The sequence below is a fragment of the Rhodococcus sp. NPDC060090 genome, assembly GCF_042729855.1.
Lineage (GTDB): Bacteria > Actinomycetota > Actinomycetes > Mycobacteriales > Mycobacteriaceae > Rhodococcus.
In genome coordinates this window covers 342,383-359,236 of the sequence record NZ_JBHWXB010000001.1, presented here as the reverse complement: position 1 = coordinate 359,236, position 16,854 = coordinate 342,383, and the positions used below count along the sequence as shown (strand labels likewise).

At 61.3% G+C, this 16,854-nt stretch carries 14 protein-coding genes; 9 read left to right on the top strand and 5 right to left on the bottom strand.

The window, feature by feature from the left end:
• Positions 1–276: 276 nt before the first annotated feature.
• The 4 genes from ACFWCF_RS01440 to ACFWCF_RS01425 all read left to right on the top strand — a co-directional run bounded on the left by ACFWCF_RS01440 (position 277) and on the right by ACFWCF_RS01425 (position 5,129).
• Positions 277–846, top strand: a complete 570-nt coding sequence (locus ACFWCF_RS01440; protein ID WP_378556214.1) for a hypothetical protein — start codon at positions 277–279, stop codon at positions 844–846.
• On the top strand, positions 843–2,999 hold the full coding sequence (locus ACFWCF_RS01435) for a DUF6924 domain-containing protein (protein WP_378556211.1): 2,157 nt from the start codon (positions 843–845) through the stop codon (positions 2,997–2,999). Before ACFWCF_RS01440 ends, ACFWCF_RS01435 begins: the two co-directional genes overlap by 4 nt.
• A 109-nt stretch (positions 3,000–3,108) precedes the next feature.
• Positions 3,109–4,479, top strand: coding sequence for an AAA family ATPase (locus ACFWCF_RS01430; RefSeq protein ID WP_378556208.1), 1,371 nt, complete (start codon positions 3,109–3,111; stop codon positions 4,477–4,479).
• A 59-nt stretch (positions 4,480–4,538) separates the two neighbouring features.
• On the top strand, positions 4,539–5,129 hold the full coding sequence (locus ACFWCF_RS01425) for a retron system putative HNH endonuclease (protein WP_378556205.1): 591 nt from the start codon (positions 4,539–4,541) through the stop codon (positions 5,127–5,129).
• A 100-nt stretch (positions 5,130–5,229) separates the two neighbouring features.
• Here ACFWCF_RS01425 and ACFWCF_RS01420 read toward each other — a convergent pair whose 3' ends face one another.
• The 3 genes from ACFWCF_RS01420 to ACFWCF_RS01410 all read right to left on the bottom strand — a co-directional run bounded on the left by ACFWCF_RS01420 (position 5,230) and on the right by ACFWCF_RS01410 (position 7,272).
• Positions 5,230–5,886: a hypothetical protein gene (locus ACFWCF_RS01420; protein WP_378556202.1), complete on the bottom strand. Its 657-nt coding sequence runs from the start codon at positions 5,884–5,886 to the stop codon at positions 5,230–5,232.
• Between the two features lie 278 nt (positions 5,887–6,164).
• Positions 6,165–6,428: a hypothetical protein gene (locus ACFWCF_RS01415; protein ID WP_378556199.1), complete on the bottom strand. Its 264-nt coding sequence runs from the start codon at positions 6,426–6,428 to the stop codon at positions 6,165–6,167.
• A 355-nt stretch (positions 6,429–6,783) separates the two neighbouring features.
• Complete coding sequence (locus ACFWCF_RS01410; RefSeq protein WP_054713487.1) at positions 6,784–7,272, bottom strand: hypothetical protein; 489 nt, start codon at positions 7,270–7,272, stop codon at positions 6,784–6,786.
• Positions 7,273–7,698: 426 nt separating this feature from the next.
• On the opposite strand from ACFWCF_RS01410, the gene ACFWCF_RS01405 reads away from it, so the two are divergent.
• From ACFWCF_RS01405 to ACFWCF_RS01395, 3 genes are all read left to right on the top strand, one after another.
• Positions 7,699–8,310, top strand: a complete 612-nt coding sequence (locus ACFWCF_RS01405; RefSeq protein WP_378556196.1) for a SipW-dependent-type signal peptide-containing protein — start codon at positions 7,699–7,701, stop codon at positions 8,308–8,310.
• 100 nt (positions 8,311–8,410) lie between these two features.
• Entirely contained in the window at positions 8,411–9,004 is a 594-nt protein-coding gene (locus tag ACFWCF_RS01400) for a signal peptidase I (protein ID WP_378556193.1), read from the top strand.
• The gene (locus ACFWCF_RS01395) at positions 9,001–10,971 is read left to right on the top strand and encodes a hypothetical protein (protein ID WP_378556190.1); all 1,971 of its coding nucleotides are present in this window, start codon (positions 9,001–9,003) and stop codon (positions 10,969–10,971) included. The genes ACFWCF_RS01400 and ACFWCF_RS01395 overlap by 4 nt, the downstream gene beginning before the upstream one ends.
• A 64-nt stretch (positions 10,972–11,035) precedes the next feature.
• Here ACFWCF_RS01395 and ACFWCF_RS01390 read toward each other — a convergent pair whose 3' ends face one another.
• Positions 11,036–12,004, bottom strand: coding sequence for a helix-turn-helix domain-containing protein (locus ACFWCF_RS01390; RefSeq protein WP_378556187.1), 969 nt, complete (start codon positions 12,002–12,004; stop codon positions 11,036–11,038).
• Positions 12,005–12,397: 393 nt separating this feature from the next.
• Between ACFWCF_RS01390 and manA the strand changes: the two genes are divergently transcribed.
• On the top strand, positions 12,398–13,747 hold the full coding sequence (manA, locus tag ACFWCF_RS01385) for a mannose-6-phosphate isomerase, class I (protein ID WP_378556184.1): 1,350 nt from the start codon (positions 12,398–12,400) through the stop codon (positions 13,745–13,747).
• A gap of 77 nt (positions 13,748–13,824) precedes the next feature.
• Here manA and ACFWCF_RS01380 read toward each other — a convergent pair whose 3' ends face one another.
• On the bottom strand, positions 13,825–14,745 hold the full coding sequence (locus ACFWCF_RS01380) for a UTP--glucose-1-phosphate uridylyltransferase (RefSeq protein ID WP_378556181.1): 921 nt from the start codon (positions 14,743–14,745) through the stop codon (positions 13,825–13,827).
• 492 nt (positions 14,746–15,237) lie between these two features.
• Here ACFWCF_RS01380 and ACFWCF_RS01375 point away from each other — a divergent pair, with 492 nt between their 5' ends.
• On the top strand, positions 15,238–16,809 hold the full coding sequence (locus tag ACFWCF_RS01375) for a sugar transferase (RefSeq protein WP_378556178.1): 1,572 nt from the start codon (positions 15,238–15,240) through the stop codon (positions 16,807–16,809).
• Positions 16,810–16,854: the final 45 nt, after the last annotated feature.

Genomic DNA, 16,854 nt, shown 5'->3' with positions numbered 1-16,854 from the left:
TCGGTTGTGTGTGACCGACCTTGACATCCTCGTACTCCTCACGATCCTCTGGGGAGGACTCTCGATGTTCCGAAACTCATCGGACGCGGAGCCGCAGTGCAGATACTGCGATACAACGCTCGATCCCGACACGAGCGGCTTCTGTTCGTCCGACTGCGAGATCGAGTTCACCGACTCGAACTTCGTGTGACTGAGGCCGGACGGAAGCGGTAACGACCGAGTTCAGCCACACGATGTCTCGGTCGAGCTGATTGTCGGATTCGTGAGGAGTTGTTTGTGGGCATCGAGGTTGCGTCGCAGTACCCCATTGCCGTCGTCGACGAGCAGCCAAGTCGAGTGGCTGTCTGGCACGTCGATGTCAGTGGCGACATTCCTGCGGGCATGTCGCGCCTGACGGGGTCCTGGGTTGTTGACGCCTCCGACACCGAAACGCTGACTACTCTGCTCACCGATCGCTATGTTGCACGCTGCGACCCTGCATCCGCACAGTCGGTTGTAGAACAATTCTCGATCAGTGGACAAATTGATCTGGATGCCACCGTTGATGCAGTTCGTACCGAAATCCGGGAATTGGACAAACTCTTCACCGAGCATGTCGCCTCGGTGAAAGGAAAGCTCGTCCGGCCGGTCTGGCCCGATGTTCCCGACCCGCGTGTTGTCGCACTGCGACCGGTCAGTGCACCTGACGAGCCGCGACGCGAAGGCGCCGACGCTCTCGCTCTGGCACGAGGCATCCGCGACCTCGCAGATACTTGGGCTCAGATCGAAGCGCACCGTGCCGCACGTCCTTTCCTTGCTGAGCCGGCAGGGAAAGCTATGCGCCCGCTTCCTCTGGAGGTCTCGTGACACCGACGTGGGAACAGGTCCGAGGTTCGAACTACGGCACGATGGGACGCACCGTCTGCGGAACTGTCCACCGTCCGGACGGATCGTGGAGCCGCATATGGCATGCGCCCGAGGAGACTTGGCGCTTCGAGAACGAAGCCGGTGAGCCCACTCGCATCGAGAACACCACCGACAGATGGTTCCGCGACGGGGATGGCACGATGGTGCACTCGGTCAAGTCTCCCCACACCTTCTATGCAACCGTGGGTATTGCTTCGCCGTCTTATCTCCTCCGCGCCTACGAGATGTTTCCTCCCTCGGGAGCACGCGGGGGTGGCGACCAACGATTCGTCACACCGAGTGCGCCCAGATCAGTCCGCGTTCGTGGCCGCGACGGCTGGGAGGTGAGTTCCCTCGGCCCACGCGCGAACCAAACAGTCAGCTACGTGTTCGACGCGGAACTCGGCATCGCACTGCGGTGGCAGCGCGGAGAAGACTGGATGGAACTCGAAAACCCCACTCTCGATGAACTATTCGAGCCCACATTGTTCACATGGACAGGGCTGTCGCGCCCAGCCGAGGACGACGCCGCGAAATATCAGCGCGAGCACGAGGAGCGTCAGCGCGTTCTGGCCGCGATTCCTCAAGCGCTCCCGACGTGGCTGCCGCTGAGGATAAACGCACAGTCCCAATCCGGCGATGCCCGCACGGGCGAACTGAAAGTGTCGATCAGCGGGCATGCGCCACAATTCACGCTGCGCCGATGGGTGAGCGCAATCGGTGAACCGAAAGCCGAAAGGCCCAACGATTCGACGCCGGAACGCTACCGCCGGTCCATCGGCGACTGGACGTACGAGATTCGCAGCCACCAGGACATCAGTCGGGACGACTGCGCTCGGATCGTGGATTCGATCGTGCCGGTCGACCCACCCGATCGCGACCCCGTCGAGATCACTGCCGAACTCGCTGCCGAGGAGCACGATCGCCGCGAAGCGGAGATGCTCGACATGCTCGGGACAGGCCGAGTTCTCACCGACCATCTCGAAGACGAGTCACTGTTCATCCGCACCGACTTCACCGACGACGCCGCCTGGCGCGACATTGCCGTCGCAGCCATGGCTCCGATACCGCAGGGAGACGGCACCGAATTCGCCGCCTGCCTCACTTGCATCGACAACCCGGAATATGACGGGTTGACCGTCGACGGGCTTCTCCAAGCAATAGGCGAGTCACCGACGTACTACGCATTTCTCGTCGACGCCGAGACGGTGACGAACCCCGAGATGCCCATCGTCGCCGTCTATACCGGGCCCGACGAACCGGAAGTGCCTCGCGGAAGAACCTTCCGCGTCATTCCTTCCGAGATGTGGGGTGTGGAGAACAACCTGTCGATCTCGAACATGGACTTCGAATCCTTCGCAGACAGCGCCGACGAGGACGGGGTGTTTCGGGGTTTCCCGGAACCGGAGCGACCCGTCGAGGAGGTGACCACACGCGAGATCGCGCAGTGGATCGCAGACCATGTCGATACCGACGCGCTCCGGGAGTTCCATGCCCAGATCGCCGGCCGGAAGTATCGCTATCCCGTGTCTCTGTTCGAAGTCGACTTGGCGGAGGTGCACGCCCACGCCCGCGACACCGACCACGGAGCGCATGCCGTACTTCTCGGCTACGACGAGTTCCTGGACGCGACGGCGGCTGGGGGACCGGCGCTGCGCGGCACCATGCCGACGCACAACGGCTACTGGAAGTTCGTGCTCGAACGCGGCTCGCATCGACCGATCGCGGCGTACCGCATCACGAACGCACCCTACGTGCCCCCGGCTCCTCAGGACGGAGTGAGGCAACCGATGAGGTTCGAGGTGCCGTTCGTATGCACTGAACCGGTTTCGTTCTCGACGTTGACCGATGACGACGATCTGATCGACCGAGATGTCGTGCAGCGAGCGGTTCTGGCCGAAGCTGCACGGCTGCATCCCGACAGTGAGATCACAGGCGGCGTACCTACACTCCAGCGGATCCCGCGTCTCGTGGGTTTCAATATCGGCTGCTACGTGCACATCGACGGCCGGTCGGTGTTCTACGTGTCCATCGTGACCGACATCGACGACGAGTTCATCGTCCAGGAGGTACCACCGGAAGGGATGCGGGTGGTTGGTCCGGGGGAGGCGTGAGGAAACCGTCAGCGTAGCGCAGGGCGACACAGCCTCACTCGGAAGATCGGGTTGCGGGAAGGACACCATGCCGGGCGAGAGGATAAGCTCTTGACCATCGTGACCGGAGGTGGGGCAGAACGATGGAGGTCGGCAGTTGAATCTCGCTTCGCTGACGCTGAGCAATTATCGCAGGTTTGAGCGATTCAACATCGATCTGCATCCGTCGTTGACCGTGATCGCGGCCCGAAATGGGCAGGGCAAGACGACGGTGTTGGAGGCTGCGGCCTCGGCGCTTGGGCCTTTTGTCGGCGCATTCGACGAAGGCAAAGCCGAGCACATCAAGCGAACCGACGCCCGCTACCGAAGGATCGGTGCAGGCCCTGAGAATGAGCAGACGTTTCCCGTCGTCGTCAATGCTGTTCTCGATGATCCGCGATTGACTTCTACCCGTGAACTGCGCAGCGGAAAGGGCCGTACGACGACGAGCGGAGCTGCAGAGCTCGTGCACTATGGAAAGGAACTACAGGACCGAGCACGGTACGACGAGCGGATTGACCTTCCTGTCGTTCGTTATTACAGCTCGAAGCGTCTGTGGGTTCACCACAACAGCAGCCGCAAGTCCGTGCTTACGGAAAGTCGCACCGCGGGTTACGAGGATTGTCTGTCGGCGATGTCGACTTTCAACCAGTTGCAGGAATGGGTGCGGGCGGCCACTCTCGCCGATCTCCAGCAGCGGGCGCAACCGGGGTATCCAGACTCCGGTCTCGGCGATCGGCTGCGTGGAATTGCTAGTGCGGTCGATGTTGTCATGGCGGGTGAAGGCTGGTCAGGATTCCACTACAGCTTCATTTTCGATGAACTCGCTATGACCCACCCCGACCACGGCGCATTGCCGATGACTGTGCTGAGCGACGGTGTTCGCGCAATGGCCGCGCTCACTGCAGATCTCGCGCAACGGTGTGCACGGCTCAACGGACATTTGGGGTCGGAGGCTCCGACTCGGACTTGCGGGATTGTTCTGGTCGATGAAGTCGACCTGCATCTGCATCCCGCCTGGCAGCAGCGTGTACTTCCGGCGCTGACAGAAGCGTTTCCCAACATCCAGTTCATCGTCAGCACACATAGTCCGCAGGTCCTCAGTACCGCTCCGCGTGAGAGCATCCGAACTGTCTTCCAGGACGCCACAGGTGCTTGGCGTTCCGAGCGGCCGTCGCATCAGGTGTTGGGCCTGGCGAGCTCCGTGGCACTCACTGAGGTGATGGCGGTGAACCCGACACCAGATGTCAAGGAAGCAAATCTGATTGACGAGTACACGGCGCTCATCGAGAGTGGTCAACACAATACTGAACGAGGGAATGAACTGCGACGGGAGCTGGAGAACTTCTTCGGAAGCGGCCACCAGGTCCTGATCGACGCGGACCGCTTGATCCGCTTCCAGAAGTTCAAACTGCGACGTGGCGAGCGCGAGTCGGATTCACACGTGAAGGGAATGGACTGATTCGTCGACTTCAGAGACCGCCCGCTCCCAGTTGCTTGGCGACGTACAGCTACAAGACCATGACCTGGAATCAGTTTCGAGGTGCTTGCAGGGAGGGCGTCCGTAACGCCCTGGAAGCCATGAACACGGATCTGGGTGGGCCTCTGTGCTCGTATTGCGAGTCGGAGGTCAACGACAACACGGGTTGGCACATCGAGCATCTCCACCGAAAGCATGACTTCCCCGAGCGGACGTTCGACTGGAGCAATCTTTTTCTGTGCTGCCAGAATACGGAACATTGCGGGCATTTCAAGGATGCTGGCGGCGGCGCCTACCGTCCGAGCGATCTTATCCACCCGGACAAGGACGATCCTGACGAGTACCTACAGTTCTATTCATCAGGTGAAGTCAAGGCTTGCAGCGGCCTCTCCGCTGACCAACGGATTCGAGCCGAATCGACGATCAGGGTTCTGAATCTCAACCATTCTTCGCTCAAAGGCCGTCGGAGTGCTGTCGCGCGCCGCGCAAGGGATCTGGTGCTCATGGACCTCGATTTCCTTGATTCACTTGCCGAAGAGGAACGCATCGAGCTCTTGTCGGAGGAGATCCGGAGCTTCCGTAGTTCTGCCCACCCCACAGTGGCACGCCACTTCTTTACCAGTCTCGATTGAGACCACGTACACGTCGGCCGTGACACCAATTGACAGAAGCGTCCCACCTCATCGAGAGCCGGAGTGCTTCGCGTCAACTGCCTCGTCTGGGTAAGCGCGCTCAGAATCCGCTCGGTGCCCCGGGAGCGCCAGGGACGAGCGGTTCCGGAATTTGCCACTCCCAACTGATGTCCTTGCCCAACATGTCAATGAATATGCTCTGGATGCCGACGGGGACGTCGAAGGCGTAGGTGCCGCGATATGTCGATGCTGGAGCAAACGGCTCGACGAATGCATCATCATTGAGTTCGTCGCAGTTGAGGGCCGCAGTGCTGATCAGACTGCCGAGAACGATTCCGTCCGGCCCGATGCCCCTCCAATTGCCTGCCTGGAGGCTGCGGTCTGCCATCTGCTTGACAGCTCGGTTTCCGGAGCCGGTAACAGCCTCGGCGTACGTTGGGGACGTCACTGCTTCGACGTCGACGAAGAGATACTGCCCATTGGGAGTGATCTGCCAGAATCCGGTGCATTCCGAGTTGATGCGCGGGTTACTCAGCGTGAAGGAGAATGCAGGTTCGCCACTTGCGTTGTCGTTCAGGCCGGCTGGTTCGCCGAAGTTCTTGTCGATGCGTCCTTGAGCGTTTCGAGGTGGCCCGGGTGCCGTCGATTCCGCTGCGGGCGTGCCTACACTTACGTCGTATGTATCCGTTTCTCCGCTGGTGGCGCAGCCAGCAATGAAGGTGACAGAGGCCAATGCCAGCGCAATTCGGATCTTCATGTGCACAACTCCTAGGCCGACGAGACGAAGCGTCACCCGGATGGGTATTGGAACGCATTGTCCCAGTTGATACCTGCTTGCGCAGCAAGATTGGGCTTCAGCAGAATTGCCCAGGGTTTTCGCTTGGCGGCGCGCGTTCCCAGGAAGTCGGGTCGAGGCCGTGGGATGCGTTATGGACGCGTCATTCGATCGGACTGCGCGGATTTCGCTACGACCCGCCGTCAGATTCTCTTTGATGTCGCACTCCCGCAATTGGATTCACTCGATCAAGGATGGTGTCAGCTATAGCCGTATGCGATGCTGAAGCCGTGCTTCGAAGCCTCATCGCGGGAGATGGTGACCGGACTCTCGTCTCCGATCTGCACGTCGAAATACGGGGCAGGGCTGTTCACCGGCGCAACGAATCGAAATAGACAGCCGCGATCGGTGTGCCAGCTGCCGTCCTGCAAGCTTGCGGTCCCTACCTTTCTTCCTTGGTCGTCAGCCACATTGATGAGGACCCGCTCGGATATCGGCAATGCTGGATGCTGGTATTGCGTCACAGCTGCCGTCTTCTTCTGTGATCGTGTACTTCGGGTGGACTAGTATCTGACCGATCATCAAGAACCGCGACGAGGCGACGGTGCTGGTTGCGGTGGCGGTGCTGGCGACAGGCACCGCAACTGGCTTCTCTGAGGCGCACGCCGCGACGGTGGTGAGAATAGTCAGGAGAGGGACGAATCGGACGAAGTTCATACCGGAGATATCGCAGCTCGCTGTGGAGTGCGTTACGGGCGGGTGTCTCGACAGGACACTTGATCGCTTGGACTGCCGCAGCCTTGTCGTTCTGCGTTCCCGGAATTCGACGGAGATTCGGTGAGCACGGCCAGTGTGTCTTCTTCAGCGCAGACGCAGTGATTATTCGGTGAGAGTGTCCGGCTCGTCCCGTACCGGCATGTCGAGGAGGTGGTCGAGCCAGTCGACGGCCTCTATCAGGGCGTGTGTTCGCTTCTCGGCGTCGGACACATGCACCACAGGTCTGAGTCGTCTATGACCGCGCAGGGCGTCTCCGGCGAGGTTGTCGGCGATTGCCCGCCATACGTGACGTTCCGGAGGCGGGAGCTGTTCGATGGTCAGGTTCTCGCCCTCGGGTGTTCGCAGTGTCAGGACCTTGTCGGTTTCTGCCCCTGAATCGATCGGCCCCAGTTTGTCGACGATCACGTCGGCTATGGCGGTGACCGTCCACTCGAGGACGGCACCGTAGTGGTGGCGTTCGGTGAGGCTGTTGCCGTGGACCGACGAGGCCACCGCGTCGGCGAGAGCAGCGCGGTCGTGCCCACCGGCCAACACGAGTAGGTGGCCGCACAGTCTCGCTGCGGGGTCGGCACCTCGTCGATTCGGTTTCATGAGGGGAGTATTCCCCTTTGAACGAGTACTCGAGATCGCCAAAATAGATATCAGGCAAATCCCTAGCCTGGTTTCGGGGCCAAAGCAGGTGGTTTTGCACGAATAATCCGGATAGGGCCGAAGGTTCGAAGGTGGGGCAGGGCCGTTCGGTATAGGTGGAGGACTATCCAAAGACTGCTTTCGTAAGCTATTGCACTGCAACGGCATTGTGATTAGATCTGCGCTTATTGGACGAACTGTCACGATTGCGTCAAATTGGTCAATGCGGGTAAAGGGAATATTTGCGGCACTCGAAGGCGCTGATCTCCTTTTGGTGCGCGAAGTCATAACGAGCTGTTTATTTTTCCTGTAACAATCAGCTCCGCAATCGCCATATCTCAGATGGCATGCCTGCCCGATTTCCGTCTCCGTAGAGAAATGAATGACATGACCTCTGTCGACCAGACCCGTAAACGCCGCAAGATCCGCGCTGTCCTCGCCTCCGGGCTCGTCCTCGGTGTCGGCGCGGCCATCACGCTCGCCGCGTGGAGTGATACCGTGTGGGGTAGCTCGCAATTCGGCACCACCGGTAGTGACTTCAACATCCAAGGCTCTTTCGACAACGGAGCCACCTGGGGGGAGTACCTCACGCCCGAAACCGCAGGGACCATGACCTTCGCCCAGCAGGCCGAGGCACTGGTACCCGGCGAACCGGTCTACCAGTTGGTCGGCCTGCAGGAAGTCGAAGGCAACTTCGGCGCCGACATCGCGCTGTCCAAGGAGAGCGCTGACGCCTCACCGCTGGCCGGACTCGTCACTGTTGCCGTTGCCGATGCCGGCTCCGGGGAATCCGCTACCGCCTGCGACGCAACCGCCGCTTTCGGTGCGGGTACCACTATCGGTGCCACTTCCACACCGATGCTGAGCACCACTGTGGGAGCCGCGGGGTTCCGCTGGGTGTGCTTCTCGGCCGAGCTCGCAGCGGACGCCACCCTCGAGGCCAGCGACCAGACGTCGGATCCGATCCTGTGGGAATTCGCCGCGACCAGCACCGAATAACCAACTCGCGCGTGCGATGACCAGCTCCTTCGGGGGCGGTCATCGCACATCTCGGTACTGACCATGGCGCGCGTCTCGGCCCCAAAACAGGAGTGAATCGATGGCGGATACTTCCGCAACTCACCGGTCGGAGCACCCGGCCCGCGCTTCCCGCGCGAAGCGACGGTCGCTGGGGTCCTACCTTGCGGGCGGAGTGATGAACCTGCTCGCCCTCGGCGGGGTGGTCTGCGTCGTTCTCGTCATTGCCGCAGTGCTGCTGAATATTTCACTCATCATGTTCAAGACCGGGTCGATGTCGCCCACCATCCCTGCCGGATCGCTTGCAGTAGTGCAGGAGATCTCGGCGGACGATATCGCCATCGGTGATGTCGTCACTGTCGATCGTCCCGGCGAACTGCCCGTCACCCACCGCGTCATCGCAGTGCATCCGCAAGGGGCGGGTGAAGCGCTGATCGAAATGAAGGGTGACGCCAACCCCGGACCGGACCCCGGCATGTATCGCGTGGAGCAGGTCCGCAAGGTGTTGTGGTCGGTGCCGGACCTGGCGCATGCGGTGGTGTGGTTGTCGAACCCGTATGTCCTCGGGTCGCTCACCATCGGTGCGTCGGCGCTGGTGCTGTGGGCGTTCTGGCCTCGTCGCACCGATGACGAGCAGGCCGACCAGACACCGAATATCCCGGGTGCGCAGCGATGATCGCACTTCGACAACGCCGACTCGGTGTCGCTGCTGTGGGGCTGTTGTGCGGGCTTGCCCTGATACTGGCCAACGGTGGTGTAGTCGGGCAGACGATGGCGTCCTGGAGCGACCGCGTTGTCGGCGGGTCGGTGTTCCGCACCAGCGAGGATGCCGGGAAAGTCTATGCACGCGCCATATCGACACATGGGCGGGTGGACCGACTGGTCAGCGTCGACCAATTCGGACCGGTCCGCTCGTTCACCGACGCACAGCGGCCACTGAAGTTCGTCGACAGCGGCTGGATCCAAGGTGGAGATCCCGGGCTGTTCGGCGTGGTCTCCACGGAAGGGCAGGGCCGATCTTGTAGCCGCTCGGAGATCACTACTCCTAACGAGTGCACACCGCCGCCGAGTACTTCGCCGCCGCCACGAGCGTATGCGGCCTCACTCGCCAATACGCTGCGCATCACCGCCCTCGGCGGCCTGGGCGTGATGATGTCCTACGGCACTGGCACGAACCCGACACCGGTGGCTGCGACAGCAGCCTGTCGGCCGGGGCAGAACGGCGTAGCCCGCCTGACCGGCGGCAATTTCAACGTACGTGGTGCCACCTTGCCGATCCCACCGCCGAACGCCCAGGGATCTGCTACCGCCACATCCCCCGGGTTTCGATACGACGCAACCCTCCGGCACATGCGAGTAGAAGGTCAAAACCAGGCGAAATCCCAATTGTGGTTGCACGCCAGCAGTACCGGTAGGGTCAGCGGCACCGTGCAGTGGCGCGTAGACATGCTGCTGGTCAACGCCGAATGCGGCATCGGAATGTCGACCCCGCCCGAACCGGGACTGCACACCGTTTCGGTGCCTGTGCACGCTGACGTGCTTGCTGCCCAACTCGCTCAGCCCGACGACTCGAGCGAGACGTGCATCGAGCCCAGTCGGGACGAAATTCGCGTCGGCGATACGGAACACAACGGCCAGGCCCTGTCCGACGACAATCAGGGCTCAGCTTCCGACTCAGCGGCCGGCGCCGTCACCGACTCGACTCCGGAGCGAACCGGTGACCACGACGCCGCTGCCGTCACGCCATGCATCGGTGAAACTCCGACGGTGCTCGACGTCCTCGCGGAGGAAGACGTGACGCCCGAGGAAGGCACCGTCGACTCAGGGGACGGGAAGGAGCTGTCTTCGTCCGCACCGGGCACACAGACGGCGCCGACCCTCACGCCGACATCACCGGCCGGTGAAGCGGCCACGGACTCGACTTCGGGTACCGCCACCGCAGAGGAGTCCGCGGAGCGAACTACTCCCGCAGATTCGCCTACACCCGATACGCCGGCAGCTTCACCGACAGGCACGACTACCCCTGCGCCGCCGAACGACACCGCTCCGGCTCCTGCTCCAGCGCCGACACCCGGCCCGACCGAGCCCACCTACGTCGGGGTCGGACAACCTTTCGCTCTCGTTGCCACCGACGGCACCGAGCTCGGTACCGCGACCGTCACGGCAGTGCGCAACGAACCCGGGTGTGGGATCGCTGTGCAGATGAGCGTGCGTACTTCATCGCAGGCCGACGAATCACGATGGAACACGCTCATATCCAAGGACTTCCGGGCGGTTCTCTCTGACGGCAGTATTGCGGCAGTCGGGCCCGCGTCAGGTGGGTGCGATCCCACACGCACCGCTCTGCCTCAGGTGCTCGAACCGGCTTCGAGTTACGCCGGGTGGATCACGTTCGGCTCCTCTCCGGTTGCTTCCGCCGTGATGCTTCGGCCGGCAGGCACTGCAGGTTGGACATTCACGGTCCCTGCCGCACCTCCGTCCGAAGCTGCGCCTGCCCCGACCCCAACCCACCCTGCCGTGGCTCCCGAGGAGTCGACGACCGACGATCCGTCCACCACGTCGAGTACCTCGGATGTCACGCCCGCCTCGCCGGACGGCCCGAGCCCGGAGCCCGAGGCCGGTAATGCACCCCAGCAACGGTGATGAGCAGTCGCAAGCGAGGACAGAATGATCTCGATGTGCGGGTGGTATCGACGGCGGTCCGACGTCAACAACGACTGGATGCAAGGGCGGTTTGCCATGTGTGATTGCCAGCCAGAGGTTCGGTCGGCGGTGTACGAAATACGTATGGCAGCTGAGGTTCTCGCAAAACTTTCGAGATTGCGGCGTAAGTAGGCTTGACGGATTTCGCACACGCATTTCGCCGACACGAGCAGCGGACCGCTCTGCCGAGATCGTCGTCGGGCAGCCACCCGTACTCGTCGCACTGACCGCAGGTGGGTGGAAGCTTCGGCCGCGGTGGCCTGAGTTCCTGCCAGATCGAGATCCAGGCCGCTGCCGAGCGGGCCGGGTCGCTCGGACGATGCCGTTCGAGCGCGACCCGCACGAGCGCATCGACGCCGTGGACGTCGACCGCATGGGCGATCAGCGTGGCTTTCTCGGCGCTGAGGGTGTCGAACCGTGCGGTGAGACCGGCCCGGCGGCACGCCGCGGCCAGGTCGTCGATTCGAGGATGCTGCTGCCGCGCTGCGGGCCCTGTCCTTGCGGGAGGTTCCGTGCGCGACGGTGCGGCAGGTTTATCTCTTGGTTCAAGGACGGTTCGGGTGACATCAGTGTCACCCCGTTCGTGCTCTGCTGTCACCCCGTCGGGTACTCGCATGTCACCCCGTGACTTCGGACGGGGTGACAGGGCGTCGCCCCGCGGCATGCAGAGGTCGTAGCAGATGGGTCGACGATCTTCGCGCGAGATCGTCGCCGCGACCCGTTCCTGATCGCCGCGGGTGATGAGTTCGAGTTCGACGAGTGTGCTGAGGCAGCGCTGCACTTGGCGTTCGCTCATCCGGGCGTAGCGGGCGAGGGTCCGCACCGACGGGTAGGCGTCCTCGCCACATCTTGAGGCGTGAGTGGCCAAACCCAAAAGCACCAACGTCAATGCCGGCGCCGACGGCATGCCGGGTGGAGTGGGGGAGGGGATAGCTGCGTGTTCGAGAGTCCAGGTGATCGCTTCGATACTCACGATGTCACCTGCACATAGGTATGCTGAGGCACGTTCGACTCCCAATTCAGTCGGACATCCGGCCCGTCGCGATGCCAGTCGCGGCGGGCCATCTGTTTTGAGTTGTTCGCACACGTTCGTCGCGTGATTGATCATCTTGTCACCGGCGGTGGCGAGCGTCAACGATTTCTACGGGGTTGTCCGAGTCGCGGCGGTGCAGCCGTACGCATAGGATCGTCTTCGACGGTCGGCATGAACATGCCCGACATGTGAACGCCGGGCCTGCTTCTATTTGGCGGTACCTGCACGACATCCTCCCCTCAGTCGTGCAGGGGGTTCGGCAGTCTGCTGACCACTCCGGAATTCTCCCTGCAGCCATCGAGAGAAATAGCCGCGCAGTCGAGGTCAAGGCCAATGTCAGAGGTATACGCGATCGAGGGGATCGAGGAACGATTGAGTAGCGTCGACACAAACCCAGAAGTCCCACTGGATGTCGAGATTCCAGGCACGAATCCCAGCCCTTACGCAGCACAGCGCATTAGCGGAACCATCCAGCCCTATTCGTGGGGTTCTCGCACTGCACTCGCCGAATTGACACGCCGGCCCTGTCCGACAGACCACCCCGAGGCCGAGCTCTGGTTGGGCGCACATCCGAAGAGCCCGTCTACGTTGGAGACAGGTGCACTCCTGTCGGATGTGATCGACAGATCGCCGACGTCGGCGCTGGGATCGAAATGTGTCGATGAGTTCGGTGCTCGGTTGCCCTTCCTGCTCAAGGTCCTGGCCGCGGAGACGGCGTTATCCCTCCAGGCGCATCCCACCCTCGAGCAAGCACGCGCTGGCTTCGCTCGCGAAAATGCCGCTGGCATACCCATCGATTCGCCGATGCGCAATTATCGGGACGACAATCACAAGCCCGAGCTGCTCGTTGCGCTCACTGAGTTTCATGCCCTGACAGGGTTTCGCGATGTGGAGAGAACTCGCGCTCTCTTCGGTGCTTTGGACCTGCCGGAACTAGCTGAATCCGCACGGTGTCTGGAGAAAAATGGTCTCCGTGGCTTGTTCGAGGAGTGGTTGAGCCTGGAGAATGCTCAGGCACAGGAGCTTTCCATGCTTGTGGTTGGAGCGTGCCGGAGATACCTCGACGCATTCCTTGACGGTGACTTCGTAGAAGAATCGCAGACGGTCATCGATCTGGCCGAACAGTATCCAGGCGATTCCGGTGTCCTTGTTGCCATGCTCCTGAACCGGATCACGTTGCAACCGGGAGAGGGCGTCTACCTCGGTGCAGGTCACCTGCATGCATATCTGCGGGGTACGGGCATCGAGATGATGGCGAACTCGGACAACGTCTTGCGTGGGGGACTGACCAACAAGCACATCGACCGGAGCGAGTTGGTGGACGTTGTCCGCTTCAAGTCGATCGCCCCACCGATTATCCGTCCAGTTCCCCTCACGACCTTCCTGCAGGAGGGCGTCCTGCGATACTCGACGCCAGCCCCCGAGTTTCAATTGCGCCGAATCGAAATCAGGCCAAGCAGCGTTAGGGGATCATCAGTCGCCCGCACTTGGGCTGACGGCCCGCAGATTCTGCTGTGCACGAAAGGTGCATGCGAGATCGCGGTGGATGGCGTGGAGAGCATGTCGCCTGGTTCCAGCTTCGAAATCGCACAGGGTGAATCGATCTGGCTTCCCGCAGGTGCAACTGCGACCCTTTCCTCGGAAGATGTCGATTCGCAGGTCTTTATTGCGACGACCGCCTGAGCTGGGCAATCGAGTGGGGCGGGCGAGAGAGCAACATGCGCTCCTCGCCCGCCCCACTCGATTATCGGGACCGCCGCCTACTTGCCGTAGCTCAGCTCAAGCCGCTCGAGGAGCCACTTGCGCAGTTCCGGTCCGTATTCGTCGCCGTTCAGCGCAGTATCGATTGCGGCCCGCAGGTAACCACCGGGATTACCGAGGTCATGTCGGGTCCCACGATGAATCACCACGTGAACGGGATGCCCCTCCTCGATAAGCAAGGCGATGGCGTCGGTCAATTGCAGCTCGCCACCGGCGCCGGGCTTGATGCGACGAAGTGCGTCGAAGACCTGTCGATCGAGGAGGTAGCGGCCGGCTGCTGCCAATGTGGACGGTGCATCGGCGAGCTGCGGCTTCTCAACCATGCCAAGCACCTTCATCACGTCCGGATCAGCAACGCCCGGCACCTCTTCGACGTGGAAGATCCCGTACGAGCTCACCTGTGCTTTCGGGACGTCGATGGCGCAAAGCACGGTCCCGCCGTGTTCTGCACGCACCCGGGCCATCGTCTCCAGGATCCCCGACGGCTGGACGAGATCGTCGGGTAGAAGGACGGCAATGGCGTCCTCGTCGTCGGCCAGAGACTGCTCCGCACATCCGACGGCGTGACCGAGACCCAGCGGCCTTTCCTGAACGACGGACGCCACCTCGAGCAAGTTCGGCGCGCGACGGACCTTCTCGAGCAGGTGATGCTTGCCCTTGGCTTCGAGGTGGCCTTCGAGCACCAGATCTTCGACGAAATGGGCCACCACGCCGTCCTTGCCCGGTGAAGTAACGATCAGGAGCCGTGATGCTCCAGACTCCGCGGCTTCACACGCGACCAATTCGATGCCGGGGGTGTCGACCACCGGCAAAAGCTCCTTCGGCACAGTTTTGGTCGCAGGCAGGAATCGAGTCCCCATCCCTGCTGCTGGTACTACCGCGGTGCGGAATGCCGTATGCACCCCTGCGTTTGCTTCCATTGTGGAACCTCGCCTCCCCAGTCGAGTTTGTGAAAGTTGTCCGATAACCGACGTTCCAGCCCGGAAACTTCGCTAGCAAAAATTGTGAGTTACATCTCACCGAATGGATGTTTAGGCTCGATTGCTCGATTTCGGTCACCTTCGGTCAATGAAGTGTATGGCGGATTGCTGAACCGCGCTAACTGGAGTGAGGAACGAAAAACGTGGACGGCCAGTGGTATTCCGCTAGATGAGGGCGTAAGGCTTGAAATGCCGTATCTCGGGGTATCACGAAGATGCTGCGACGGAACAGCTTACAGACGAGGCTGAACTGGACATGCGTTCAGGCTGCTTCGGAAGGTAAGTAACGTTACAGTCTCAATCGTGGATGACGGCGCAGCGATGCGCCGCTATCTGCGCAGGATGGCGTTCGAGACGCCACAGGGCGGGCTCAGTACGCGCGATGTGACCGGGGAGGGTTGCAAGCGCGACTAGGTCAGCCTTCAAGCAAATATGCACGTCTCGGGGAGGAGACAAAATGAGGGTCGGTTCACGGTGACTGCCGTCGGGGAGAAGCGGAAGTCCGCTTCCGAAGGTGGTGTGACCAGCGCAAATTCGATTACCGCTGCGCGGAGCTCAGGCTCCACAGCGAGCAGGCAAACATGGCAGTCCGCGTACGCACGTCAATTGTTCTGGACGGATGCCGTCGTGGTCCTACTGTCCGTGTTCTTGGCGCACGTGGTGCGGTTTGGTCACGATAACTGGCTGACGATGGAGCCAGTCAGCGCGTTGAACTACACGTTGATCTCGGTGGGTTTGGCAGCTGCTTGGATGGTGAACCTGCGGATATTCCGGACGCGGTCACGCCGCGTGATCGGTGCCGGTTATGACGAGTATCAACGGGTTGTCTCGGGCACTCTACGGCTGTTCGGGTTCATTGCGATAGTGGCGCTGGTGTTCCGGCTGGAATTGGCGCGTGGATACTTGGCGATTGCCTTGCCTGTCGGTCTATTGGGGTTGTTGCTCAGTCGTTGGGTCTGGCGAAAAGTGGTGGCCCGTAAGCGTAACCGAGGAGAATACACGACCTCTGTGCTTGTGGTGGGCGGAGCGCGTGCAGTGCGGCACTTAAGCAGTACTTTTGAGCGCAAATTCACCGACGGGTATCGGGTTGTCGGGGTGTGTGTTCCGGCGTATTCCGGATCAGTCGGGGAAGAGATCGATGTCGACGGCCGGCCGGTGCCGATCTTCGGTGATGAACACTCCATCGTTGAGGCGCTCGGTGCATCGGGCGCGGACACGGTTGCGGTGGCTGCGACTGAGACCCTCGGTCCCGAAGGTATCAAGGACTTGGTATGGAAACTCGAACCGCACAATGCGGATCTAGTGGTTGCAACCGGTGTCGTCGACGTGGCAAGTCCGCGAATTGAGATGCGTCCGGTTGCTGGGCTTCCATTGATCCACGTGGAGAAGCCCAGCTACCACGGTGCGAAGCGCAGCGGCAAACGGCTTTTCGATCTGGCCTTCTCCATTGCAGCTCTCCTGATCCTGACCCCCGTTTTTGGGGTGGTGGCTTTGGCGATCAAGCTGGACAACAAAGGACCGATATTCTATCGGTCTGAGCGAATTGGACTGGACGCCAAACCATTTGGAATGATCAAGTTCCGGTCGATGGTGACCGACGCAGACCAACTGGTGGATTCGTTGATTGCGCGGAACCAAGGCGCCGGCCTGTTGTTCAAGATGCGCGAGGATCCTCGCGTTACAAGGGTTGGCCGAGTGCTTCGGCGGTTCAGCATTGATGAGCTGCCGCAATTCATCAACGTTGTGCGCGGTGAGATGAGCGTGGTTGGACCCCGTCCGCCGTTGCGACGCGAAGTGGAGAACTACGACGGGCGCGTGAAGCGGCGGTTGTTGGTACGGCCGGGTGTGACCGGATTGTGGCAGGTGTCAGGTCGTTCGGATTTGTCGTGGGATGAGTCGGTGCGACTGGACCTTTCATATGTGGAGAATTGGTCGATGATCTCAGATGTGTTGATTATCGGAAAGACCGTCAAGGCCGTGCTTGCGAAAGATGGCGCCTACTAGCAATGTTTGAGACAGCCTTGTACGGGACAGTGATTGCGGTCCAAT

What these genes read in the sequence shown, in the direction of transcription:
- ACFWCF_RS01425 (WP_378556205.1), top strand. Translation starts at nt 4,539, where the DNA reads ATGACCTGGAATCAGTTTCGAGGTGCTTGCAGGGAGGGCGTCCGTAAC.
- ACFWCF_RS01420 (WP_378556202.1), bottom strand. Translation starts at nt 5,886, where the DNA reads ATGAAGATCCGAATTGCGCTGGCATTGGCCTCTGTCACCTTCATTGCT.
- ACFWCF_RS01410 (WP_054713487.1), bottom strand. Translation starts at nt 7,272, where the DNA reads ATGAAACCGAATCGACGAGGTGCCGACCCCGCAGCGAGACTGTGCGGC.
- ACFWCF_RS01405 (WP_378556196.1), top strand. Translation starts at nt 7,699, where the DNA reads ATGACCTCTGTCGACCAGACCCGTAAACGCCGCAAGATCCGCGCTGTC.
- ACFWCF_RS01400 (WP_378556193.1), top strand. Translation starts at nt 8,411, where the DNA reads ATGGCGGATACTTCCGCAACTCACCGGTCGGAGCACCCGGCCCGCGCT.
- ACFWCF_RS01395 (WP_378556190.1), top strand. Translation starts at nt 9,001, where the DNA reads ATGATCGCACTTCGACAACGCCGACTCGGTGTCGCTGCTGTGGGGCTG.
- manA (WP_378556184.1), top strand. Translation starts at nt 12,398, where the DNA reads ATGTCAGAGGTATACGCGATCGAGGGGATCGAGGAACGATTGAGTAGC.
- ACFWCF_RS01380 (WP_378556181.1), bottom strand. Translation starts at nt 14,745, where the DNA reads ATGGAAGCAAACGCAGGGGTGCATACGGCATTCCGCACCGCGGTAGTA.
- ACFWCF_RS01375 (WP_378556178.1), top strand. Translation starts at nt 15,238, where the DNA reads ATGCACGTCTCGGGGAGGAGACAAAATGAGGGTCGGTTCACGGTGACT.